This window comes from Duganella sp. GW821-FHT07G03 (assembly GCF_059418605.1).
In genome coordinates, this window is record NZ_JBWKQE010000011.1 from 172,297 (window position 1) to 193,856 (window position 21,560).

Genomic DNA, 21,560 nt, shown 5'->3' on the forward strand with positions numbered 1-21,560 from the left:
TACCACGCACGACTTCAATTTTCGTACCGTGGACACGAGGGACGGGAGTAAAGTAGAGAACATGAACAATTCAAAAAAAGTCGCGGGATTTGCCGGCATCGTCAGTGTGCTGTGGATGGGGCTGACAGCCGCGGTGGCGGCCAACCAGAAGCGTCTACTGTTCAATCCGCTTGGCAGCAAGCGCGAGGTGCTCAAGCCCTACAGCAGCGGCCATCGCACGCGGCCCATCGTGGTGCGCTCGAACGACGGCACGCGGCTGGCCGGTTGGCTGATGACGCCGCCCATCAAGGGGCCGCATCCGGGCGTGATTTATTTCGGCGGCCGTTCGGAGGAAGTGTCCTGGGTCGCGCGCGACGCGGGCAAGCTATTTCCTGGCATGGCGGTGCTGGCGGTGAACTATCGCGGCTACGGCGATTCGCATGGCGATCCGGCGGAGGAACATTTCGTCGACGACGGCCGCATGTTGTTCGATTGGCTCAGCGAGCGCCATCATGTCGATTCGACACGTATCGCCGTGGTCGGCCGCAGCCTGGGTTCCGGCGTGGCGGTGCAGGTGGCGATGGAGCGCGACGCCAATTCCATCGTGCTGATCACGCCCTACGATTCCATCCTGGCCATCGCCAAGCGCAAGTTCAAGGCGATCCCGGTCGAGTATGTGTTGCGGCATAAATTCGAGTCAGTGAAGTACGCGCACCACCTGAAGGCGCCCACCTATGTGCTGCGCGCCGCCTTCGACGACGTGGTGCCGCATTCGCACACCGACCTGCTGGTCCAGAAACTGGGCCGGTTGCATGCGGACGAAATCGTTCCCGATTCCGACCACATGAACATCCCCTATCTCGAAGCGACGCAGCAGCGCATCGCCAGCTTCCTGGCCAGCCGCTTCAGCCAGCCGCAATCCTGACCGGCTTGGCGGTCAGCTGCTTGTGCAGCCTGCGCAAGCCCATCCACACGCCGATGAACACCAGCGGCGCCGCCAGGCCGGTCAGGATGTCCGGATTGATGGGCACGTTGCTGGCCTTCATGGCCTTGCCCGCGTAGCCGATCAGGCCCAAGGTGTAGTACGAGATCGCCACCGCCGACAAGCCTTCCACCGCCTGTTGCAGGCGCAGCTGCTGCGCCGCGCGCGCGTCCAGCGATTGCAGGATCTTGCGGTTCTGCCGTTCCTGTTCGATGCCGACCCGCGTGCGCAGCAGGTCGTTGCTGCGGGCGATACGCTTGGCCAGCGTTTCCTGCCGCTGCGAGACCGAGGTGCAGGTGTGCATGGCCGGCGCCAGGCGGCGGCCCATGAACTCGGCCAGCGTCGGCATGCCGGCGATGCGCACTTCGCGCAGCTCCTGGATGCGCGATTGCACCAGGCTGAAGTAGGCCTGCGCGGCGGCGAAACGGTAGCTGTTGTTGACCGACAGTTTTTCCAGCCGCGCCGCCAGGCTGGTGATGCGGTGGAGCAGCGCCTGCTCCTCGCGCGCCTCGTTGGGCGCGCCGTCCGACTGGTCGCCCTGCACCAGCGTGGCGGTCAGGTCGGCCAGTTCGTTTTCGATGCCGTTGAGCACGGGCTGGCTGGCTTCCGCCTGCGGCAGGCCCAGCAGCGCCATCATGCGGTAGGTTTCGATCTCCAGCAGGCGGCCGACCAGGCGCCCGGCCTGGAATTCGCGCAGGCTGAGGTCGCGCACCACGAAGCGGCTGAAGCCGTCCGGCTGGATCAGGAAGTCGGTCCACACCTCGGCGCCGCTGCCGACGCTGCTGCCGACCAGCGACTTGCCCTGGAACAGGTCGCGGATGGCGCCCACGGCGCCGCTGTCGTCCGGCTCGCCCTTGCACAGCAGCACGTGGGCGGCGACGATGATCTTGCCGTGCAGTCCGGCCAGCCATTCCTGCGGCACGTGTTGCAGCGGCATGCGCTCGAAGGCCTCGCCGCAGGACGCGTCCGGCGCGCCGCGTTCGACGAAGGTGTAGGTGGCGAACTCGGTGTGGCATTCCCACTTCAGGCGGAAACGGTCGAAGTCGTGGAAGAAATAGCGCGCCTGCGGCGACGGCGCGGCCACGCCGTAGTGCAGGCACAGCTGCTCCAGGATCTGGTGCTGGCTGCTGCGGTGGAATTTCTGCGACGGCTGGTCCTGCTGCACGTAGAGCGCGAAATGGGTCAGGCTTTCCGGCGCTTGCAGCTGCAGGAAGGGGCGTGAGTGGATTTCCGCCGACAGCGGCACCCGCATCGGATGGTTTAACTTGGCGAAATCGGCATTGGCGCGGTAAGCGAGAGACATGACCTTCCCCGGAAATAGACTGCGATCGGATGTGAAAAACGCGCATTGTTGCAGTGCAGTATAGCTAGCCCAGCGCACCGGCACAACCATGCATTCCGCATGACTGGTATGCGGAACGCTGATGTTACCGGGGAAAGCGTTGCTAAGCGATCACTTTTTGATCGCTAGTGATGCCGCTCAACGGGGCAGGCCGATGATCAGCTGCAGGCTGGCGTCCCAGCTGCGGGCCGCCGTGTCGAGGCGGAACACGGTGAACGGCACTTGGCCGACGATGTCGCCGACGCCATCCCAGTCGATGTCGGCATAGGCGCCGGCGTAGTCGACGTCCTTGCCGGCCCTGACCAGCGCCAGGGCGGCACCGATGGCTTCCGGCTTGACTTTCTCGCCCGGCGCGTTCATGACGAAGCGCAGGCTGTCGCGCACCATCAGGCCGGTGGGGCTCTTGCTGTTGTTGACCAGCCCGGCGCGCTCGATGGCCAGCGCCATCACCATCGCGATGTCGTAGGTGGGGGCGGTGAAGTCCTGCGGCTCGCTGCCGTACTGGGCCAGGTAGCCGCTGCGGAAGCTTTGATAGGAGCTGTTGCCGTAGGCGCCGATGGTGGCGGCCGAGCCGCGCGCACCGCCGATCAGCTTGCCCGGATCGGCCAGGTTGTCGAGGAAGGTCTGGTTGCCGGCGGCGGTGCCGGGCAGCAGCCACATGGCGCCGCTCTGGAACGGCAGCGATTCGTTGAGCACATTGGCCGAGATGTCGGCCGCCAGGATGCCGTTCAGGATCACGTCCGGCTTGGCGTCGTAGACCTGTTGCAGGTAGCTGGCGAAGCCGCTCTTGAGGCCGAACGGGATGGTGACGGTGGTGACCACTTGCCCGCCCAGCTTCTGGAAGGCCGGCGAGAACAGGCTGGCCAGGCCGGCGCCGAAGGCGTCGCCGGCGTTGATCAGCACCACGGCGCGGCGCTTGCCCGCTTCCCACGCCACCTTGGCCAGCACCGGCGTGGCGTCGACGTCGGAGACGCCGATGCGGTAGATCAGGTCGTTGTCGGCGACGGTGCTCAGCGACGGCGACGAGCTCGATTCGGTCAGGATGGGCACACCCTTGGCCAGCGCCTGCGGCAGCAGGTTCAGCACGCGGGTGGAGGTCGAGACGTTGAGCGCGATGACGCCGGCGTCCAGCAGTTGCTGGCCCATGTCCTGCGCCTCGGCGTTGTCGCGCGCGACCAGCGCGATGGCGTTCAGGCGCTTGCCCAGCACGCCGCCGGCGTCGTTGATCTGCTTGGCCGCCAGCAGGAAGGCGTCGCGGGTCGAGGTGCGCCAGCCAACCGAGGCGATGTTGATGGCGGCCGGATCGAGCATGGCCTTGATAGCATTGGCCGGCAGCGGCGTGGTGGCGTCGCCGGTGCCGCCGCCGCCGCCGCCGCAGGACGCCAGCACGGCCAACGCGGCGGCGGCCAGCAGGCGGCTAGTAGCGGTATTCATATTGCACTCCATAGCGCCGTCCCAGCGAAGGATAATCGATGCCGCCCACGCCGGGGTCGACATACCGGCTGTTCCACAGGTCGCGCACCTGCAGGCGCAGGCTGGAGCGGGCGTTGATGCTCCAGCGCGCGCCCAGCGTGGTGTCGACATAGCTGGCCAGATGGTAGGCCTGGTTGGCCAGCAGCACGTTGGCGGTGGCGGCCGGGCGCGGGCCGACGTAGCGGTTGTCCAGGCTCAGCAGCAGCTTCTGTCCCATCAGGCTGGCGCTGGCGCCGGCGTTGGCGCTGTTGGTGGGGAACAGTTCGCCGTCGCTGCGCTGGGCCAGCGGCGCCAGCGTGTAGCGGTTGACGCCGCGGCTGCCGTTGGCGCGGCTGAGATTGGCGTAGGCGTTGAACCAGTCGCGCTGGTAGCGCAGCTCCAGCTCCACGCCGTTGACCTTGCTGTCGCTGGTGTTGCGCGCCACCAGGTTGAAGAATTCCTGCTCCAGCGTGACCAGCTCGCTGACCTTGGTGTGGTAGACCGTCAGCGCGCCGTTCCAGTGCGGACGGGGCGGGGTGCTCAGTTGCAGTTCCAGCGTGCGCGATTTTTGCGGCGCCAGGTTGGGGTTGCCCTTGATGTCGCCCGGTTGCACGGCGCTGCGGTACAGCAGCTCGGCCGACGGCGCCTGGAAGGCCGTGCCGCCCAGCACTTTCAAGCCCCAGTCGCCCGGCAAGGTGCCGACCACGCCGGCGCGCAGCGATTCCTGGGTGCCGTAGACCGAGTGCCGGTCCTGGCGGCCGCCGAGGATGGCCTGCCATTTGCCAACCAGCGGGAACTGCCATTGCGCATACAGGCCGGTGTTGCGCAGCGTCTTTTCGCCCGGCTGGCTGAGCTGGAAATTGCTGCCGTCGACCAGGCTGTGGCGGCGGAACGATTCCAGCGTCTCGCGGTCGCGCAGCACGTCGGCGCCCAGCAGCAGGCTGGTCTGTGGACCGGGCTGCCACAGCCATTCGGCGCTGCCGTCGACCGCCTTGTAGCCGAAGTCGCGCAGCAGGTAGTAGTCGGCGGCGCCGGTGCGCAGGATGTCGCCGCTGCCCGGCTCGCCCTCGCCGTAGTTGAGGCTGGCGCGCAGCGTGTGCCGCTCGTTGAAGCGGTGGCTGGCCTCCAGGTGCACAAAGCCCTGTTCCAGCACCACGTGGCTGGGTGGACGCAGCAGCGGATTCAGATTGGCGTAGACATTGTCGCTGTCCTGCCGTTGCCAGAAGGCGCTGGCCTGCAGCTCGTCGCTGGCGCCGCGCCAGCCGCCACGCAGGTACAGGCTGCGCGGATCGGCGTCGTCCACCGGCGCCGGGCTGAGGGCGGCGTAGCGCTTGTAGTCGGGCGAGATGCGCGGCAGCGCCAGGCCGCCGCGGTCGGCCTTGGCCGCCTGCAGGCCCCAGGCCAGCCAGTATGGTGATGGCGCGCCTTCGGCCGCGCCGAACTGGACGCTGCCGCTGGCCGACAGCAGGTCGGCGCTGCGGCCGCCGCCCGACCATTCGTGGGCCAGCCCCAGGCGCTGCTCGGTGCCGTCGCGCCGGGTGATGACGTTGATCGCGCCCAGCAGCGCGTCGGCGCCGTACAGCACCGACACCGGCCCGCGCACGATCTCGATGCGCTCGACCATGTTGAGCGGGATGAATTCCAGCCCGGTCAGCTGCTGCTGGGTGCTGCGGAAGGCGATCGGCTGGCCGTCCAGCAGAATCTTGATGGCGCGGCTGGCCGACTGCGCGCCGGCGTTGATGCCGCGCACGCCGAAGTTGTGGTTGAGGCGGTCGTCGCTCTCGACAAAGCCGGCCACGTGCGACAGCGCCTCGGCCAGCGTCTGGTAGCCGTAGCGGGCGATGTCGTCGGCCGTGACCAGCGTCACCACGGCGGGGGTGGCGTACAGCGGGGTGGCGGTCTTGGTGGCGGTCAGCACCTTGACGTTGCGCAGCTGGTCCAGGCTGAGGTCGAACAGCGCGTCGTCGTCGCTGGCGCCGTCGCTGGCGCCGTCGGCACCGGCGGCGGCCAGGGGCAACAGCAGCGCCGCGCAGGCGGCCGGCAACAGCGCCAGAAGCAGGCGGCAGGCGCTGCGATGCTGTGTGCGTTCGCTCAAGAGGATTCCCCTATGCTGCGCTATCTATTTAACAAAGTATTCACCAATTCCAACACGATCACAAGCTGCAAGTTTGCCGTCCGCACGATGCGTTGTGTTTAGAGAACAAGGCCTTTCCACGATGCGAAAAAATATTGCATCGGGGGCTATTCAGATAAAATCCATGTGGATGGGAGGGGCGGGCGTGATGAGACGACTGGGCGCTGCGAAAATCAGGATGCTGGCCTCGCTGTTGCTGGCCAGCCTGCCGGCGACGCTGGCAGGCGTTTCCGCGCGCGCCGAGCAGGCCATACCCGAGCAGCAGGTCAAGGCCGCCTACATCCTCAACTTCACCCGCTACGCCAGCTGGCCGGCGCCGGCGCTGGTCGAGCCGCATGCGCCGCTGGTGGTGTGCATGGTGGGCCCCGGCGCGGCGGACATGGCGCGCCAGCTGCAAAAACGCGCGGCCGGCAGTCATCCGCTGGAACTGCGCATCGTCAACCGCGTCGAGGAAACCGAGCCTTGTCACGCGGTGTACCTGGCGCTGCCCGAGCGCAGCCGCCAAAGCGCATGGCTGACCCGCATGCGCGAACAGGCCATCCTCACCATCGGCGACTCCGCCTCCTTCCTGGCCGACGGCGGCATGATCAATATGCTGCTGGTCGATGGCAGCATCCGCTTTGAAGTCAACCTGACGGCGGCCAAGCATTCCGGCGTCAGCCTCAATCCCCGCATGCTGGCGCTGGCAGAACGCGTGGTCGGCGGGGATGCCAAGTGAACCGCCTGCCCCAGCGCTGGCACGACCTGGCCTTGCAGCGCAAGCTGCTGATCGTCGCGCTGATGACGGCGTTGACGGCGATGCTGGTGGCCCTGGTGGCGCTGATCGCCTACGACTTCAGCGTGGTGCGGGTGCGGCTGGTGCAGGACCTGGCCAGCCGCATGGACCTGGTGTCGCTCAATCTGGATGTCGACCTGAATTTCGGCGACCGTCCCGCAGCCGTGCGCACGCTGTCGGCGCTGCGCGGCACGCCGGACATCCACAGCGCCTGCCTGTTCGACGCCCAGCACCAGCCGTTCGCCAGCTATGCGCGCAACGGCGCCGCGCAATGCGACTGGTCGGAGGAGATGGCGCCCTCCGGCCACAGCTTCCATGGCGATTACCTGTCGATGCTGGCGCCGGTGCGCTTCCAGCACGAGGTGGTCGGCTACCTGCAAGTGGAATATGCCTTGCAACCGCTGGCCGAGCGCCTGAGCAAATACGGCCTGGTGTTGGCGGTGGTGTTGATGACGTTGATGATAGGCGGCGCGCTGCAGGCGTTCGGCCTGCGGCGGCTGGTGACCCAGCCCTTGCTGGCGCTGTCGAAAGTGGCGGACCAGGTGACGCGCGAGGAACGCTACGATCTGCGCGCGCCGCACTTTTCCAACGACGAGGTGGGGCGGCTGTCGGCGGCATTCAACACCATGCTGGCCACCATCGCCGCGCGCGATGCGGCGCTGCGGGTGAGCCAGTCGCTGCTGACCAATATCGCCGACAAGTCCTCGGCCGTCATCTACGTCAAGGACCTGGAGGGCCGCTACCTGATGGTCAACGAGCGGCTGCGCCAGGTGCTGCCGCCAGGTTCGCCCGATCCGATCGGCCACCAGGACGCCGACCTGTTCGACGACAACACCGTGCAGGTGATACGCGAGGGCGACCGCCGCGCGCTGGCGTCGGAGCACTCCTACATCTACGAGGAAGGCGTGCCGGATGCGCAGGGCATGGTGCGCACCTATATCTCGGAAAAATTCTGCCTGCGCGACGATCACGGCAAGGTGTGGGCGATGGGTGGCATTTCGACCGACATCACCGACCGCAAGAGGAGCGAAGTGGAACTGATCCAGTACCGCGACAAGCTGGAGGAGCTGGTGCAGCTGCGCACCGGCCAGATGGTGGACGTCAACAAGGACCTGGCCGAATCGCTGGAGACGCTGCGGCGCGCGCAGGATGAACTGGTGCGCAGCGAGAAGCTGGCGGCGCTGGGATCGCTGGTGGCCGGCGTGGCGCACGAGCTCAATACGCCGATCGGCAACAGCCTGCTGGCGGTCAGCACGCTGATCGACCAGACCCGTTCCTTCACCAAGCTGACCGCCGACGGCATGAAGCGTTCGACGCTGCAGGCCTTTGTCGACGATGTCGCCAGCGGTGGCGAGATCGTGCTGCGCAACCTGCACCGGGCGGTGGACCTGGTGTCGAGCTTCAAGCAGGTGGCGGTGGACCGCACCACCTCGCAGTGCCGCGAGTTCCTGCTGTGCGACCTGGCCAATGAGATCCTGCTGTTGCTGCTGCCGTCGTTCAAGAAGAGCGGCATCACGGTGCGCCAGGAGATCCCGGTGACGATACAGATGAAGAGCTATCCGGGACCGTTCGGGCAGGTGCTGATCAACCTGGTCAACAACGGCCTGACGCACGCCTTCGAGGGCCGCACCGAGGGCGAGATACTGATCTCCGCCCGCATGCTCGATGCGGAGTGGGTGCAGGTGGTCATCCGCGACAACGGCGCCGGCATCGCGCCCGAAAACATGGGCCGCATCTACGATCCCTTCTTCACCACCAAGCTGGGAAAGGGCGGCTCGGGCCTGGGTCTGAACATCGTCTACAACATCGTCTACGGCGTCTTGCGCGGCAAGATCGAGGTGGAGAGCGAGTTGGGCGCCGGCACCCGCTTCGTGCTGACGCTGCCCGTCACGAGCTGACCGGCAGCAGGTTGGCGCACGGCGCGCCGTTCATGTGGCAGGCCAGGTTGGCGAAGGTGACGGCGGCGATCTCGCGCATCGCCTCCACCGTGAAGAAGCCCTGGTGGCCGGTGACCAGCACATTGGGGAAGGTCATCAGGCGCTGGAACACGTCGTCGGCGATGATGTCGCTGGAGTGGTCGTGGAAGAACAGGCTGGCCTCCTGCTCGTAGACGTCGATCGCCAGCGCGCCCAGTTGGCGCGCCTTGAGCGCCTCGATCACGGCGGCGGTGTCGATCAGCGCGCCGCGCGAAGTGTTGACCAGCATCGCGCCCGGCTTCATGCGCGCCAGGCTGGCGGCGTTGATCATGTGGCGCGTGGCTTCCATCAGCGGGCAATGCAGGGAGACAATGTCCGACCCGGCCAGCAGCTGGTCCAGGCTCACGCGGGTCACCACGCCGTCCAGCTGCGGCGCCGGCGCCGGATCGCTGACCAGCACCGTGCAACCCAAGCCCTTGAAGATGCGCGCCGCCGCCGTGCCGATCTGGCCGGCGCCGACGATGCCGACGGTTTTGCCGTGCAGCGTCATGCCCAGCAGGCCGTCCAGCGCGAAATTGCCTTCGCGGACGCGCGCGTAGGCGCGGTGCGTGTGGCGGTTGAGCGTCATCACCAGGGCCAGCGCGTGTTCGGCCACCGCTTCCGGCGCGTAGGCCGGCACCCGCGCCATGAACAGGCCGAGGCGCGCGGCGGCGTTCAGGTCGACGTTGTTGAAGCCGGCGCAGCGCAGCAGCACGGCGCGCACGCCCAGCGCGTGCAAGGCTTGCAGCACGGCGGCGTCCAGCTGGTCGTTGACGAACACGCAGACGGCGGCGCAGCCTTGCGCCAGCGGCACCGTGTCCAGCGTCAGCGGGTCGGAGAAGTAGACCGCGTCGACAACACCCGCCGCTTGCTGCCGGCGCGCTTCGTCGAGGAAGCGGCGGTCGTAGGGCTGGGTGCTGTAGACGGCGATCTTCATGGGGCTTCGATATCGGGAACCATGACCAGCAAATCGGTGACGCCGATGTCGACGCCCGCCTGCGACAGCAAGGTGCTGGCTTGGCCGCGATGGTGGGTCTGGTGATTGAAGAAATGCTGCACCACGCTGCCGAAGCGCTTGTGAAACAGATCGCCCTTGGTGTTGTGGTATTCGAAGGTCTGCGCCAGGTCGGCCGCGCTGACCTGCGCCGCCCATTGCGTGATGATGGCGTCCAGCCGCTGACGGTAGGCCAGCAGCGGCGCCAGGTCTTCGCCGAAGCTGTGCGTCAGGCCGGACGGCGCGGGCAGGTCCAGCATGCACTCAAGCGCGCTGAATTTGGCCGGATGGGTGGCGAAGCGGCGCAGCCAGATGGTGTCGCCGGCCAGCAGATGGTTCATGGTGCCGAGCAGGGAACCGAAGAAGGCCTTGCGGTCGGCGGCCAGTTCGCCGTGCGGCAGCCGCGCCGCGGCGGCGTACAGCTTCTGGTTCATCGAGGCGTTATAGGCCGCCATGAGGATGGTGGATTCTGGTGTCATTTTGGAAGGGCGCCTGGTTCTGGTTGCAGGAAAATCATCTGGTTGGCCGCGTCCAGCGTTATGCGGCGTTCATCTTCGTCGGGTTTCTTTCTCGGCGCCAGCATGTCGAGCAGGTCGCGCGTGTGGGCCGCGCTGCACGGGATGGTGAGGTCCTCGATCTGCTTGTCCATCCGGTACTTGACGGTGCGCGTCGACTGCCTGGCCGCCTGCTCCAGCGTGGCCTTGGCCAGCGCGCCGTCCCTGTAAGCCAGCGCGGCGTTGCTGCTGGCGTCATCGTCGACCAGCACATAGTTGTAGGTCTGCGAGGCGCGGTCGAGCGTCAGGGCCAGCAGGCCATCGGGTTTGCTGGGCGCGTGGTAGCTGGCCTTGAGTTGCGACAGCTGCTGCTGCGCGATCGAGCGGTCCAACTGGCTGCGGCCTTGCACGCTGGTGCTTTGCGAGGTCTGGTAGTCGAAGCTGTCATGTTCGCTCAGACGCAGCGGATTGGGCGCGGTCTCGGTCTGCGTGATGGAGGCGCTGAAATCGGCCAGGCCGGTGAGGATGGCGTGGTCCTGGTCCGCCAGCGTGATTCGTTGCCGCGGCGCGGCGGCTGGCTGGCCGTAGTTGCTGTGCATGGCGGTGAAGGCGTCCTTGAACAGGCCTGCCAGTTCCGGGTCGGCGTGGCCGCGCATGGCGGCCTGGTCGAACTGGTGCAGGTAGTTGACCAGCGCCTTGGCTTGCTGTTCCTTGCCGCCCCAGGCTGCGGGCTGGCTCAGGTCCACGTTGATCTTCGCTTCGCCGGCCGGGCCGCTGAAACGCATCGAGCGTTGTTTGGCGTCGGCGTGGAAGTCCAGCAGCTGCGTGTCGGTTTGATTCAGTTTGATTTGCGAACGCAGGTCCACCGACGACAGCACGGAGGCGTCGAATCCGGTCAGTCCGGACAGGTCGATTTTCGGCGGCACGGCGGCCAGGCCGTCGATCGCTTGTTGAAAGGCGCCAGAGAGTCCGGCCAGCGCCGCGCGTTCGTCGTCACCGAGTTTGCCGCTGCTTTGCACCTGCACCGCGACGCCGTTGTCCGAGCTGTCCAGCGCCAGGCTGACTTTGACGCCGCTTTTGGTGGTGATGGTGAGGCCGGCCTGGTCGTCGCCAACACGATGCAGCGGCGGCAGTAGCGTATACACCAGCGCGTCGTAGGTGCCGGTGATTGAATCCTGCGACGATCGCTGCACCGATTGCGAGAAGTCCGAGCTGTCGCTCTTGAAGCGCTCCAGCAGGGCGGCGCCCAGGTTCTTGAAGCGGCCGGCGGCCGGCTGGTGGCTGTAGTTGCGCGCGACCAGTGCGGAGACGGCGTCCTTGTTGTTGCGCTCCCAGACCAGCGGCGCGGGCGGCGCGCCATCCACCGCCTGTGCGCCGGCAGCGCTGAGCGTTACCACCGAGGCAGGTGTGGCCAGCGGCGCGATGCTGGTGGCGGCGGCGGACGACATGCCGGACGTCTCCGCCGTTGCGGACGGAGACGTGACCGTACTGTTTTTGCTTAACGGGGTTAAGGTTGTCATTACCTCATTATACGGCGATATCCCCTCAGTTCAGTTTCACCGGCGGCAGTATCTTTGCGCGCAGCCAGTCGACCAGCGCCTGGGTGACTACGCGCGCTGTGCCGTGCAAGCTAAGCAGGTGCTTCTGGTACAGCAGCTGATACAACAAGCTCGCCGTCGCGCCGCCGACGCGGATGCTCTTGCCGGTGATGGCGCCGGTCAGCACGCCCACCGCGGTCTGCGGTCCCAGCGAGACCAGCGAACCGTAGTCGTGATAACGGAAGTCCGGACGCGGCGTGCCGCTGCGGCGGGCCAGCAGGTCGGCCAGGAACATCGCCTGCTGGTGCGCCACCTGCGCGCGCGGCGGCGCCGCGCCCTTGATCGGGCAGACGTAGCTGGCGCAATCGCCCAGCGCGTAGATCTGGCTGTCGTTGGCCGAGCACAGGCTGGAGTCCACCACGATCTGGCGCAGATGGTTGACGGTCAGGCCGAACGTCGCGCACAGCTGCGGCGCTTCGACGCCCGCCGCCCACAAGGTCAGGTCGGCGCAGTGGATGTTGCCGGCGGCGTCGATCACGGCGTCCCGTTGGACTTCGGCGACGGCGGTGCTGGTCAGGACCTCGATGCCGAGCGCGCGCAGTTCGCGCGCCGCGCGGTTGGCCTGCTGCGGATGCAGCTGCGGCAGCAGGTGCTGGCCGCGTTCGAGGATGCTGATGCGGATATCGGTTTCCGGGTTCAGCGTGTGCACGCGGTAGGCGGCCAGGGCGCGGGCGCTGTTGCTCAACTCCGCCGCCAGCTCGACGCCGGTGGCGCCGCCGCCGACGATGACCACGTCGACCCCGGTCTTCTGCTCGCCGGCCTTGATGCAGGCTTCGACGAAGCGGCGGCGGAAGGCTTCGGCTTCGTCCACGCTGTCGAGCGTGAGCGCATGTTTGGAAGCGCCGGGCACGTTGTAGAAGTTGGTGACGGCGCCCAGTGCCAGCACCAGCTTGTCGTAGGCGACGGTGCGGCAGACGCCATCGGTGCCGCTGCCCTTGCGTGGGGCCAGGGTGATGGTCTGGTGGGCGCGGTCCACGCACAGCACTTCGCCCTGCACGAATTCGAAATCATGTTCGACCGCCTGGGCGGGGAAGGACAGTTCCTCCACGCGGGGATCGCATTTGCCGGAAGCGACGGTGTGCAGCAAGGGTTTCCAGAAATGGCCTGGGTAGCGGTCCACCAGCAGCACGCGGGCGCGCTTGCTGGCGCCGAGGGTGTCGCCCAAACGGGTTGCGAGCTCGAGTCCGCCCGCACCGCCTCCTACGATGACGATGGTTTCCATGTTGCGTCTCCAGATAAGTGAAAAAATCTGTGCTGCGGCCAAGGCGCCGCGTGGTGCTATGCCGCCAGTTCGTGTTTTGCGCGCTGGTCTGGTGTGTAAGGGCTTGAGCGCAGCTCACGCAGCGCGTCGAATGTGATGAACTGGCGTGGGCGTACCACCTCGTTGCCGTATGGGGCGACGGAGACGGTCCACAGGCCGGCTTCCTCGGCGGCGCGCAAACCCGGCACCGCGGTGTCGATGGCGATGGCGGCCTGCGGCGCCACGCCCATGGCGTTCAGCGCGCGGGCATACGGGCCGGTGCCGGACGGGCCATCGAAATTGGCGCCGCCGGTGACCACCGTGAACAGGCTGTTGACGTCGGCGCCGAAGCAGCCGCTCAGCAGCGCCGAGGTGGCGGGCGCCGGCAGGTCGGTCAACACGCAGATCTTGCAGCCGGCATTGAGCGCGTCGTCGATCAGGGCCAGCGCGGCCGGCAGCGCCTTGGGCGGCTGGGCGCTGATGGCCTGATGGAACTGACGGTGCTTGTCGGCGAACAGTTCGGCCACGCGGGCCTTGTCGCGCGAGAGCAGCTCGCAGGCGATGGCGGAACCGATGGCGCGGGCGTATCCGTGGGTGGCGGCGGCTGCGCGCAGCGCCGGCAAGGTCCAGCGCACCGACAGGCCTGCGTTGGCAAACGCCGCGTTGCATGCCGCAAGGTGCAGTGCTTCGGCGTCGAACAGTACGCCGTCCAGGCCCAGGAAGATTACGTCGATGCTCATGTCGGTCTCGCTTAAAACGATATCAGATGATTATGAATATACGGGTACAATGAACAAAAGAAAAATTAAACATTTTGAATAATCGATAAGGAATGACTTATGTATCACGCCAGCTTTCGCCAGCTACAGTCGCTGGTATTGGTCGCGCGCCATGAGAGCGTGTCGCGCGCGGCGGACGCGCTGCATGTGACGCAGCCCGCGGTTTCGTTGCAAATCCGCACACTGGAGGAGATCGCCGGCATTCCGCTGACACGCAAGGACGGCCGCAACATCCAGCTGACGGCGGCCGGCGAGGTGATGGTGGAGTTCGCCGAACGCATCCTGCGGCTGTGGGAGCAGGCCGGCGACGAGCTGGCGGCGCTGCAGGGCGTCACCAGCGGTACCTTGCGCATCGGCGCGGTGACCACAGCGGAGCACTTGCTGCCGCCGTTGCTGGTGCCGTTCACGATCGAACGGCCCGACGTGCGGCTCAAGCTGCAAGTGGGGAACCGGGCGGAGATCGTGCAGATGCTGGCGCGCCACGAGATCGAGCTGGCCATCATGGGCACGCCGCCGCGCGAGCTGCGCACCAACGCCGCCAAGTTCGCGCGCCATCCGATGGCGTTTGTCGCTAGTCCCACGCATCCGCTGATGAAGAAGAAAAAGATCACGCTCAACGACGTGATGGCGGCCAACCTGATGGTGCGAGAGCGCGGCTCGGGTACGCGCACGGCGGTCGAGCGGCTGTTGCGCGACGCCGGCCATCCGCTGGAATTCGGTTCTGAAGTGTCGAGCAACGAGGCGATCAAGCGCATGGTGTCGGCCGGGCTGGGGCTGGGCTTCCTGTCGGTGCACGCCTGCGGGCTGGAGTTCGAGGCCGGCCTGCTGGCGATCCTGCCGATGCAGGAGAATCCGGTGGAGGCGGACTGGCACATCATGCACTTGACCGGTCAGCCGATCCCCAAGGTGGCCGCCGCGTTCCAGGATTTCGTCATCGAGAACGGCCAGGACCTGGTGCGGGCCGAGCTGGAAAGTTTCTACAAGCTGCTGGGGCGTCAGCGCAAGCGGGGCTGAGTCGTACAGGTCAAATCACCAATACACTTGTGTACACTGTTTGCATAAGTGTACTGGTACAGTTAGGCACACTTTCCCTACAATGGTGGCTCCTGCCTGCTACCGGATACGCCCATGTCGCCCGATCTGTTGTTCCCTCTTTGCGCCTTTGCCGCCATCACCACCATCACGCCCGGCCCGAACAACGCCATGATGCTGGCCTCGGGGTTGAACTATGGCTTCACGCGCTCGCTGCCGCATCTGTTCGGCATTTGCTGCGGCTTCACGTTCATGATCTTCGCCACCGGCCTGGGCCTGCATGCGGTGTTCGAGCGGGTGCCGATGTTGCAGTTGATCCTGAAATACGCCGGTGCGTTGTACTTGCTGTGGCTGGCTTGGAAGCTGGCGCACGCGGCGCCGATGAATGCCGAGCAGGCGGCGCTGTCCAAGCCGATGAGCTTTGCCGGCGCGGCGGCCTTTCAGTGGATTAATCCCAAGGCCTGGGTGATGGCGATCGGCGCGCTCACCACTTACCTGCCGCCCGGCTTCAAGGTGCTGGATGTGGCGCTGCTGGCCGGCGTGTTCGGCGTGATCGGCGTCTTCTGCGTCGGCTCGTGGGCGGTGTTCGGCGTGGCGATGCGGCGCGTGTTGCAGGACGCGCGTTCGGTGCGCATCTTCAATGTGGCGATGGCCTTGCTGCTGGTCGGCAGCTTGTATCCTATCCTGATACCATGACGCTTTAACGTCTCCCGAGGATTTTCGATGTTGCGTCATATTGCTACCGCCCTGTTGTTGAGCGCTCCGCTGATGGCCGCCGCCGCCACCGTGCCGTCGGACCTGATGCGGCCGGTGCCCGAGGAAGCCGCGCGCGGCTATGCAGTCAACTGGCAGCTGAAGATCGAGCTGGAGTCGGACCAGATGAAGGACATCGAACCGTGCCGCAAGATCCTGGCCGAGCGCGGTTTCTATCCGATGCTGTCCAAGACGGCCAGCTCTGCCACGCCGCTGTTGCATTTCAAGATAGCCGGCGTCAAGCAGTATGAGCAGGCCGATGCGGATGCCGATGCGGCGCTGGCGGCGGTACAGCATGCGCAGTGTCCAGGTGCGCTGACCTGGACGGTGGAATCCAAGCATCGCCCGGCGGCACGCTAGGCCAGGCCGCTACGGCAGGCGCAAGGCGTGCAGGTCGGCGCAGATCGTCGCCAGATTGGCCGGCTGCGTGGCCTGCAGCGCTTGCAGGTAGCCGCGCGCGAACTGGACGGTTGCGGTGGCGGCCTCGTGCTGCTGGCCCAGTTCCCGCAACAGCCGGTCGGCCACCACCAGGTCGTTGTGCCGCCCCAGTTTTTCCTGCGTGGCGGACAGCGTTTTCAGATAGCTGCGCAGTCCCTTGCCGCTGTACAGGGAATGGAAGAATTCCAGCGCGTAGCGGGCCCGCTTGGCGGCGATGCGGGTGCGGTGGATGGTCTCCGGGGCGCTGTCGTCCATGCGCTGCGATCGCTTCAACAGTTTTTTGTGCAGGCGCTTCATGGTGCTGTTGGCGAAGGCTAGCGCCGGTTCGTCCATGCCCTCGGCCGGCAGTTGCATCCATAATCCCATCGTCAGCAGCAGGCGCGTGTAGCGTTGCGAGAGCAGGGCTTGCCCCGCTTCGCGCCGCTTGGCGTGGGCGGTCTTGAGCGCCAGCGCCTGCAGGTCCAGCACGCTGTTGCGGCCGCCGGGGTTGGCCTGGATATGCGTCAGCGTGGACGCCAGCAGCACATCCCAGTCGCGCGCCGCGCCCAGTTCCGTGCCCAGCCAGCCTACGTCTTCCTGCAACGCGGGCGGGCAGGGCGAGCTCGCTTCGAACAGCTTCAGCGCCGAGCGCAGGCGGCGCACGCCCACCCGCATCTGGTGCAGCGTTTCCGCGTCGTCGCCTTCGATGACGGCGTTTTCGTTGCGCTGGATGTGTTGCAGGCAGTTGTTGAGGATGGCCAGCCGCGCGTCGGCGGCAGTGGCGTCCGGCTCCAGCGACAGGCTTTGCGCGCGGTAGGGTACGGTGCCGGTCTGGCGGCACAGCATGTAACCGCGCTCGGCCTTGTTGGTGTTGCTGAGGCGCATGGGGATCTGCTCTTGCAGCTGCAAGGCGAAGGCGAACAGGCTGGCCGGGTCGCCGTCCTTCAGTTCCAGTTCGATTTCGTTGACCGGCACCTGGTGGCCGTGGCGTTCGATGTGGCCGTGGTCGAGCACCAGTTCGATGTGGTTGCCGTCGACGTCCAGGTCCCAGCTGTGGCGCTGCACCGTCACCACGAACAGCGGTTCCAGCCTGGCCTTCAGGTCGTCGTCGGCCAGCACGTCCAGCCATTGCTGGTGGTCGCCGATCAGCTTGCGCAGCTTGCCCAGGCGCGGCCAAGGGCGGTCGACCGGGCCTTCCCATTCGTTGCGCCGGTGCAGACCGCTCTGCACGCTGCCGCCGGCTTTCATGGTTTGGATCCAGGCGCCGTCGATCTTGCGCACGCGCAGGCCGGCGCCGTGGCGCAGCAGGTGCAGGTCCGGTGTGTCGAAGTAACGGGCCGACAGTGGCTGCGAGCGCACCGGCGCGCGCGCGTGGGCGGCGATCAGCGGGTGCTGGAGCAGCAGCTCGTTGTCGGCGGGCGAGAGCAGTAGTTTGAGTTCGACTTCCATTGCTTCAGTGTAGAGGAAAAGCCGGCGCGCACCGCGCACGCCTATGCCGGTGTTGATCGATATCGAGTCTGGCGTGGATTCGGCAGATTCCGCAGAACTTGCGCCCACGCGGGCACGGCGGCGCGCCAGAAGGCGTCGAGATTGTCGGCCTGCAGGTCCATGCCGAGGAAGCGGGCGGCCGGCAGCATGGCGTCCTGCAACAGCTGTTGCGGGGCGGCGCCGTGGTCGAAGGCCATGGCGCCGGTTTGCTTGGACAGTTTCTCGCCCAGGTCGTTGGTCACCACCGGCACGTGCAGGTAGCTGGTGCGCGGCAGGCCCAGCACTTGTTGCAGGTAGAGCTGGCGCGGCGTGGAGTCGAGCAGGTCGGCGCCGCGCACGATGTCGGTGATGCCCTGGGCGCCGTCGTCCACCACCACGGCCAGTTGGTAGGCCCAGAAGCCGTCGGCGCGCTTGATGACGAAGTCGCCGACGTCGTCGGTCAGGTCCTGGCTGACGGGGCCGGCCCAGCGGTCGTCGAAGCGCAGCACACAGTGCGGCGACTGCGGCACCTTCAGGCGCAGGGCGCGGGCGTTCTTGCCGGGGGCGAGGCCGTGGCGGCAGGTGCCTGGGTAGATCAGCGCCTGCGCCTGGCGGCCGGTCAGGCTCAGCTGCGAATCGGCGATTTCCTTGCGCGAGCAGCCGCAGGGATAGACCAGTTCGCCCAACTGCCGCAAGGCTTGCTGGTACAGGTCGGTGCGGCGGCTTTGCCAGCTGACGTCGCCGTCCCAGAGCATGCCGCAGCGTTGCAGGGAGGCCAGGATGTGCTGGTCGGCGCCGGCCACGTTGCGGTCGCCGTCGACGTCTTCGATGCGCACCAGCCACTGGCCGTGGTGGACTTTGGCGTCCAGGTAGCTGGCCATGGCGGCCACCAGCGAGCCGATATGCAGCGGGCCGGTGGGCGAGGGGGCGAAGCGGCCGAGGTAGGGAGTGCGGACTGTCATGCCGCCATTTTAGCGTGGCTATCGCATACAATGTACGCGCGGCAAATTCAACGGACCGCGACCACCTTTTACGTCTCCAGGAAATCATGCAAAAAATGACCCCCTCCTATGTAGCCTCCGCCTTGGCCATCAGCCTGGCGCTGGCCTTTCCCGCCCACGCCGACAGCGCCAAAAACGCCGCCGTGAAGGAAGCTCCGCTGCGCGCCCACCTGGCCTTCCTCGCCAGCGATGTGCTGGAAGGCCGCGGCACCGGCCAGCGCGGCGCCGACCTGACCGTGGCTTACCTGGAAACGCAAGCGCTGGCGCTGGGCCTGAAGCCGGGCAATGGCGACAGCTATCGCCAGTCGGTGCAGATCGCCGGCGTCAAGACGCAGCCGGCCGAGAGCACGCTGGCACTGGAAGCGGGCGGCCAGGCGCTGCCGATCAGCTTTGGCAAGGACTGGGTGTTCGCGCCGGGCGATGCGAGTGCGTCGCATAGCTTCAATGCGGACCTGGTGTTCGTCGGCTACGGCATCACCGCGCCGGACGAGCAGTGGAACGACTACAAGGGCGTGGACTTGAAGGGCAAGATCCTGGTCATGATGGTCAACGACCCGCAGCCGACCGCCGAGCAGCCCAACCGTTTCAACGGCAAGGGCCTGACCTACTACGGCCGCTGGACCTACAAGTTTGAAGAAGCGCGCCGCCAGGGCGCCGCCGGTGTGTTGTTGATACACACCACGCCGACTGCGTCGTACGGCTGGAGCGTGATCCAGAACAGCTGGTCGGGCGTGGAGCGCTTCCAGCTGGCGGCGGGCACGCTGGGCACGCAGCTGCAAGGCTGGATGACCGACGACACCGCCCGCGCGCTGTTCAAGGCGGCCGGGCAGGATATCGACGCGCTGCGCGCCGCGGCGGAGCACAAGGATTTCAAGCCGGTCCCGCTGGCCGCCAAGCTGAACGGCGAAATGAAAGCGGCCGTGCGCAAGGTCGAGCAGTTCAACGTGGCGGCGGTGGTGCCGGGCACCGATCCGAAACTGAAGGATGACGTGGTGATCTACAGCGCGCACTGGGATCACCTGGGCAAACAAGGCGATACTGGGGACACGATCTTCAACGGCGCGGTCGACAACGCTTCCGGTTCGGCGGCGTTGCTGGCGATGGCGCAGGAGGCGGTGCGCGCACCGGCCAAGCGCAGCCAGATGTTCCTGTGGGTGGCCGCTGAAGAGCAGGGCTTGCTGGGCAGCGCGGCCTATGCCGCGGCGCCATTGTGGCCGCTGGCGAAGACCGCCGCCAACCTGAACCTGGACAGCCTGAACTTCGTCGGCGCCACGCGCGACATCGGCACCCAAGGCAGCGAGCGCACCGAGCTGGGCAAGCTGGCCGAGACGGCGGCCAAGGCCATGGGCATGCACATCGCCGAAGCGGAACCTGACCTGGCGGGCGGCTACTTCCGCAGCGACCACTTCAACTTCGCCAAGAACGGCGTGCCGGCGTTCTCGATTGAGTCGGGCCGCGAGTACATCAAGGACCCGGCCGGTTCGAAAGCCAAGGCCGAGGCTTACGACAAGCGCTACCATCAGGTGACCGATGAGTACGATGCGAGCTGGGATCTGTCGGGCATGGTGCAGACGGCGCAATACACGCTGAACCTGGGCCGCCTGATCGCCAACGGCGCCAAGCTGCCGGAGTGGAAAGCCGGCGACGCCTTCGCCAAGCCGCGCAATCTGAAGTAAACAGCATCACACTGAGTGCAGGGCCGTTGGCCATGCACGTTCTCGGCACGCCGACCGCATTCCTCCTGTGCGTTGGCGTGCCGGATTCAAATGCCGGTGGTGCATGATTGCATTGCCCGGCAATTCTTCCTTCTGACCGCGACTCCGCGGCTTGAATTCAATCAAGACTATTCTGCATCACGACGCCAGTGCCTCGATCGGGGTTCCTCGCGCGCTTGCGCCGGCCTTGCGGCCTTGGCTCAGTAAGCCATGTACTTGGCTTCGGCGGACAACATCGATCTGAATGCTGTTGCTAGTATTGTAATATTATCCATTCGGAAAATTAATTGAATTACATCATGATGATCTCTTTTCGCTCTTTGTTGCCGCTATTTGCCTTGCTCAGTGGACTGGCGCAGGCCGACGACGTTGTGCCGCGCGTAGGCGCCGGCGGCATCGTCCTGGCCGCACCCAATACGCTGCGCCTGGTCAGCGAAAAGCTCACGTTGTCTGCTGCGCGCGTGGACGCGCGCTACGTGTTCCAGAACGACGGCGTCGCGCCGATCGTCGCGACGCTGGCGTTTCCCATGCCAGTGTTTCCCTGGGATCCGGAGCAGACCAAAGACTACTGGAACCGTGGTCCCGTCGAGTCCCTGAACATTACCGCGAACGGGCAGCCGGTTTCCTTGACCGTCGAGCAAAAAGCGCTGCTGCATGGCCGCGACATCACGGCTCAGCTGCGTCAGGCCAAGCTCAGCGATGAGCAGATTTTCCGCAGTTTCGGTGACGCCGACACGGTGGCCGGCGTCGTGGATCTGCCGGAGCCACAAGTGGCGTCGCTCAAGCGGCTAGGGGCGCTACGGGCCGGTAGGGCCCCGGCATGGACGGTGTCGGAGCGTGCTTACTGGGAGCAGGTCTTCCCTGCCGTAGCGCAGACCGTCATCGAGCATGGCTACCAGCCGTTTCGCGGCCATGCATACTTTATCTATAGTGCGGCGGGCGGCGGCTCCGATCCCGCAAGCATTCCCGTGTCGTCGCTCCCCGAACAGGCGGACCAGGCCTGCCTGAATGAGGGCGCGCGCAAGGCGGTGGTCGCACGCACGCGCTCCCTTCTTCTGCGGGGCGCCAGGCAGGTGGTCGTGGAGCTACACGACGTCGAGTATCTTGCAGGCGCCGGGCAGCGGGCAGTGGTGGCGGATTTCGTGCTGGACATTGTCAAGCAAACGCCGGACCAGATCGTTTCACTATGCTTCCCCGGCCAGCCTGCCCGTATCAACGACAAGACCTTGCGTTTCAGCCGCCGGAACTACACACCGCCTGAGCGCATCGTCGTCAATTTCTATACGATCGAGGCCAGCGACGGCTCGCCCTGAACAACGTGCTCTACCAAGCGCCACCATCGTATGAGCGCTGCCGCGTCCTGGCTCGTTAGGCCATGAAGTTGGCCCCGCCGGTCTTCATTGTATCAATTGCAATTAACAGCAATGCAATAATATTCCGCCTGGAATCAA

General features: G+C 66.1%; 18 protein-coding genes. 8 read left to right on the forward strand and 10 right to left on the reverse strand.

Features of this window, described 5'->3' with window-relative positions; all coding sequences use genetic code 11:
- Positions 1 to 61 precede the first annotated feature (61 nt).
- A complete protein-coding gene (locus tag AC07OK_RS16295) occupies positions 62 to 904 on the forward strand; it encodes an alpha/beta hydrolase (RefSeq protein WP_494691295.1) in 843 nt (280 codons plus the stop codon).
- Here the strand turns inward: AC07OK_RS16295 and AC07OK_RS16300 are convergent.
- The 3 genes from AC07OK_RS16300 to AC07OK_RS16310 form a co-directional block, all read right to left on the reverse strand.
- Positions 885 to 2,264, reverse strand: a complete 1,380-nt coding sequence (locus AC07OK_RS16300) for a DUF3422 family protein (RefSeq protein ID WP_494691296.1) — start codon at positions 2,262 to 2,264, stop codon at positions 885 to 887. The genes AC07OK_RS16295 and AC07OK_RS16300 overlap by 20 nt on opposite strands.
- Positions 2,265 to 2,441: 177 nt before the next feature.
- Positions 2,442 to 3,737, reverse strand: a complete 1,296-nt coding sequence (locus AC07OK_RS16305; RefSeq protein WP_494691297.1) for an ABC transporter substrate-binding protein — start codon at positions 3,735 to 3,737, stop codon at positions 2,442 to 2,444.
- Complete coding sequence (locus AC07OK_RS16310; RefSeq protein WP_494691298.1) at positions 3,721 to 5,850, reverse strand: TonB-dependent receptor plug domain-containing protein; 2,130 nt, start codon at positions 5,848 to 5,850, stop codon at positions 3,721 to 3,723. Before AC07OK_RS16310 ends, AC07OK_RS16305 begins: the two co-directional genes overlap by 17 nt.
- A gap of 187 nt (positions 5,851 to 6,037) precedes the next feature.
- Here AC07OK_RS16310 and AC07OK_RS16315 point away from each other — a divergent pair, with 187 nt between their 5' ends.
- Both AC07OK_RS16315 and AC07OK_RS16320 read left to right on the forward strand, forming a co-directional pair.
- Positions 6,038 to 6,607 carry a TOL_0243 family YfiR-like periplasmic protein gene (locus AC07OK_RS16315; RefSeq protein WP_494691331.1) on the forward strand — a complete coding sequence of 190 codons (570 nt, stop codon included), beginning with the start codon at positions 6,038 to 6,040 and terminating at the stop codon, positions 6,605 to 6,607.
- Positions 6,604 to 8,562 carry an ATP-binding protein gene (locus tag AC07OK_RS16320; protein WP_494691299.1) on the forward strand — a complete coding sequence of 653 codons (1,959 nt, stop codon included), beginning with the start codon at positions 6,604 to 6,606 and terminating at the stop codon, positions 8,560 to 8,562. The genes AC07OK_RS16315 and AC07OK_RS16320 overlap by 4 nt, the downstream gene beginning before the upstream one ends.
- Here AC07OK_RS16320 and AC07OK_RS16325 read toward each other — a convergent pair.
- From AC07OK_RS16325 to AC07OK_RS16345, 5 genes are all read right to left on the reverse strand, one after another.
- Complete coding sequence (locus AC07OK_RS16325; protein ID WP_494691300.1) at positions 8,552 to 9,556, reverse strand: 2-hydroxyacid dehydrogenase; 1,005 nt, start codon at positions 9,554 to 9,556, stop codon at positions 8,552 to 8,554. The two genes, AC07OK_RS16320 and AC07OK_RS16325, sit on opposite strands and share 11 nt — an antisense overlap.
- The gene (locus AC07OK_RS16330) at positions 9,553 to 10,092 is read right to left on the reverse strand and encodes a DinB family protein (RefSeq protein ID WP_494691301.1); all 540 of its coding nucleotides are present in this window, start codon (positions 10,090 to 10,092) and stop codon (positions 9,553 to 9,555) included. Before AC07OK_RS16330 ends, AC07OK_RS16325 begins: the two co-directional genes overlap by 4 nt.
- A complete protein-coding gene (locus AC07OK_RS16335; protein WP_494691302.1) occupies positions 10,089 to 11,555 on the reverse strand; it encodes a hypothetical protein in 1,467 nt (488 codons plus the stop codon). The genes AC07OK_RS16330 and AC07OK_RS16335 overlap by 4 nt, the downstream gene beginning before the upstream one ends.
- A gap of 97 nt (positions 11,556 to 11,652) precedes the next feature.
- Positions 11,653 to 12,927, reverse strand: coding sequence for an NAD(P)/FAD-dependent oxidoreductase (locus tag AC07OK_RS16340; protein ID WP_494691303.1), 1,275 nt, complete (start codon positions 12,925 to 12,927; stop codon positions 11,653 to 11,655).
- Positions 12,928 to 12,983: 56 nt separating this feature from the next.
- The gene (locus AC07OK_RS16345) at positions 12,984 to 13,685 is read right to left on the reverse strand and encodes an HAD family hydrolase (protein ID WP_494691304.1); all 702 of its coding nucleotides are present in this window, start codon (positions 13,683 to 13,685) and stop codon (positions 12,984 to 12,986) included.
- Between the two features lie 99 nt (positions 13,686 to 13,784).
- Between AC07OK_RS16345 and AC07OK_RS16350 the strand changes: the two genes are divergently transcribed.
- The 3 genes from AC07OK_RS16350 (at position 13,785) to AC07OK_RS16360 (ending at position 15,869) form a co-directional block, all read left to right on the forward strand.
- Complete coding sequence (locus AC07OK_RS16350; RefSeq protein WP_494691305.1) at positions 13,785 to 14,738, forward strand: LysR family transcriptional regulator; 954 nt, start codon at positions 13,785 to 13,787, stop codon at positions 14,736 to 14,738.
- A 114-nt stretch (positions 14,739 to 14,852) separates the two neighbouring features.
- Positions 14,853 to 15,452, forward strand: coding sequence for a LysE family translocator (locus AC07OK_RS16355; RefSeq protein ID WP_494691306.1), 600 nt, complete (start codon positions 14,853 to 14,855; stop codon positions 15,450 to 15,452).
- A 27-nt stretch (positions 15,453 to 15,479) separates the two neighbouring features.
- Complete coding sequence (locus AC07OK_RS16360) at positions 15,480 to 15,869, forward strand: hypothetical protein (RefSeq protein ID WP_494691307.1); 390 nt, start codon at positions 15,480 to 15,482, stop codon at positions 15,867 to 15,869.
- 9 nt (positions 15,870 to 15,878) lie between these two features.
- Here the strand turns inward: AC07OK_RS16360 and AC07OK_RS16365 are convergent, their stop codons facing one another.
- Together AC07OK_RS16365 and gluQRS are read right to left on the reverse strand one after the other, a co-directional pair.
- Entirely contained in the window at positions 15,879 to 17,375 is a 1,497-nt protein-coding gene (locus tag AC07OK_RS16365) for a CYTH and CHAD domain-containing protein (RefSeq protein ID WP_494691308.1), read from the reverse strand.
- Positions 17,376 to 17,416: 41 nt separating this feature from the next.
- Positions 17,417 to 18,355, reverse strand: coding sequence for a tRNA glutamyl-Q(34) synthetase GluQRS (gene gluQRS, locus AC07OK_RS16370; RefSeq protein WP_494691309.1), 939 nt, complete (start codon positions 18,353 to 18,355; stop codon positions 17,417 to 17,419).
- Positions 18,356 to 18,441: 86 nt separating this feature from the next.
- On the opposite strand from gluQRS, the gene AC07OK_RS16375 reads away from it, so the two are divergent.
- Both AC07OK_RS16375 and AC07OK_RS16380 read left to right on the forward strand, forming a co-directional pair.
- Positions 18,442 to 20,070 carry a M28 family peptidase gene (locus AC07OK_RS16375; protein WP_494691310.1) on the forward strand — a complete coding sequence of 543 codons (1,629 nt, stop codon included), beginning with the start codon at positions 18,442 to 18,444 and terminating at the stop codon, positions 20,068 to 20,070.
- 338 nt (positions 20,071 to 20,408) lie between these two features.
- Positions 20,409 to 21,422, forward strand: a complete 1,014-nt coding sequence (locus AC07OK_RS16380) for a DUF4424 family protein (protein ID WP_494691311.1) — start codon at positions 20,409 to 20,411, stop codon at positions 21,420 to 21,422.
- Positions 21,423 to 21,560: the final 138 nt, after the last annotated feature.

What these genes read in the sequence shown, in the direction of transcription:
- AC07OK_RS16295 (WP_494691295.1), top strand. Translation starts at nt 62, where the DNA reads ATGAACAATTCAAAAAAAGTCGCGGGATTTGCCGGCATCGTCAGTGTG.
- AC07OK_RS16300 (WP_494691296.1), bottom strand. Translation starts at nt 2,264, where the DNA reads ATGTCTCTCGCTTACCGCGCCAATGCCGATTTCGCCAAGTTAAACCAT.
- AC07OK_RS16305 (WP_494691297.1), bottom strand. Translation starts at nt 3,737, where the DNA reads ATGAATACCGCTACTAGCCGCCTGCTGGCCGCCGCCGCGTTGGCCGTG.
- AC07OK_RS16315 (WP_494691331.1), top strand. Translation starts at nt 6,038, where the DNA reads ATGAGACGACTGGGCGCTGCGAAAATCAGGATGCTGGCCTCGCTGTTG.
- AC07OK_RS16325 (WP_494691300.1), bottom strand. Translation starts at nt 9,556, where the DNA reads ATGAAGATCGCCGTCTACAGCACCCAGCCCTACGACCGCCGCTTCCTC.
- AC07OK_RS16330 (WP_494691301.1), bottom strand. Translation starts at nt 10,092, where the DNA reads ATGACACCAGAATCCACCATCCTCATGGCGGCCTATAACGCCTCGATG.
- AC07OK_RS16335 (WP_494691302.1), bottom strand. Translation starts at nt 11,555, where the DNA reads ATGTCGTCCGCCGCCGCCACCAGCATCGCGCCGCTGGCCACACCTGCC.
- AC07OK_RS16340 (WP_494691303.1), bottom strand. Translation starts at nt 12,927, where the DNA reads ATGGAAACCATCGTCATCGTAGGAGGCGGTGCGGGCGGACTCGAGCTC.
- AC07OK_RS16345 (WP_494691304.1), bottom strand. Translation starts at nt 13,685, where the DNA reads ATGAGCATCGACGTAATCTTCCTGGGCCTGGACGGCGTACTGTTCGAC.
- AC07OK_RS16350 (WP_494691305.1), top strand. Translation starts at nt 13,785, where the DNA reads ATGTATCACGCCAGCTTTCGCCAGCTACAGTCGCTGGTATTGGTCGCG.
- AC07OK_RS16355 (WP_494691306.1), top strand. Translation starts at nt 14,853, where the DNA reads ATGTCGCCCGATCTGTTGTTCCCTCTTTGCGCCTTTGCCGCCATCACC.
- AC07OK_RS16360 (WP_494691307.1), top strand. Translation starts at nt 15,480, where the DNA reads ATGTTGCGTCATATTGCTACCGCCCTGTTGTTGAGCGCTCCGCTGATG.
- AC07OK_RS16365 (WP_494691308.1), bottom strand. Translation starts at nt 17,375, where the DNA reads ATGGAAGTCGAACTCAAACTACTGCTCTCGCCCGCCGACAACGAGCTG.
- gluQRS (WP_494691309.1), bottom strand. Translation starts at nt 18,355, where the DNA reads ATGACAGTCCGCACTCCCTACCTCGGCCGCTTCGCCCCCTCGCCCACC.
- AC07OK_RS16375 (WP_494691310.1), top strand. Translation starts at nt 18,442, where the DNA reads ATGCAAAAAATGACCCCCTCCTATGTAGCCTCCGCCTTGGCCATCAGC.
- AC07OK_RS16380 (WP_494691311.1), top strand. Translation starts at nt 20,409, where the DNA reads ATGATGATCTCTTTTCGCTCTTTGTTGCCGCTATTTGCCTTGCTCAGT.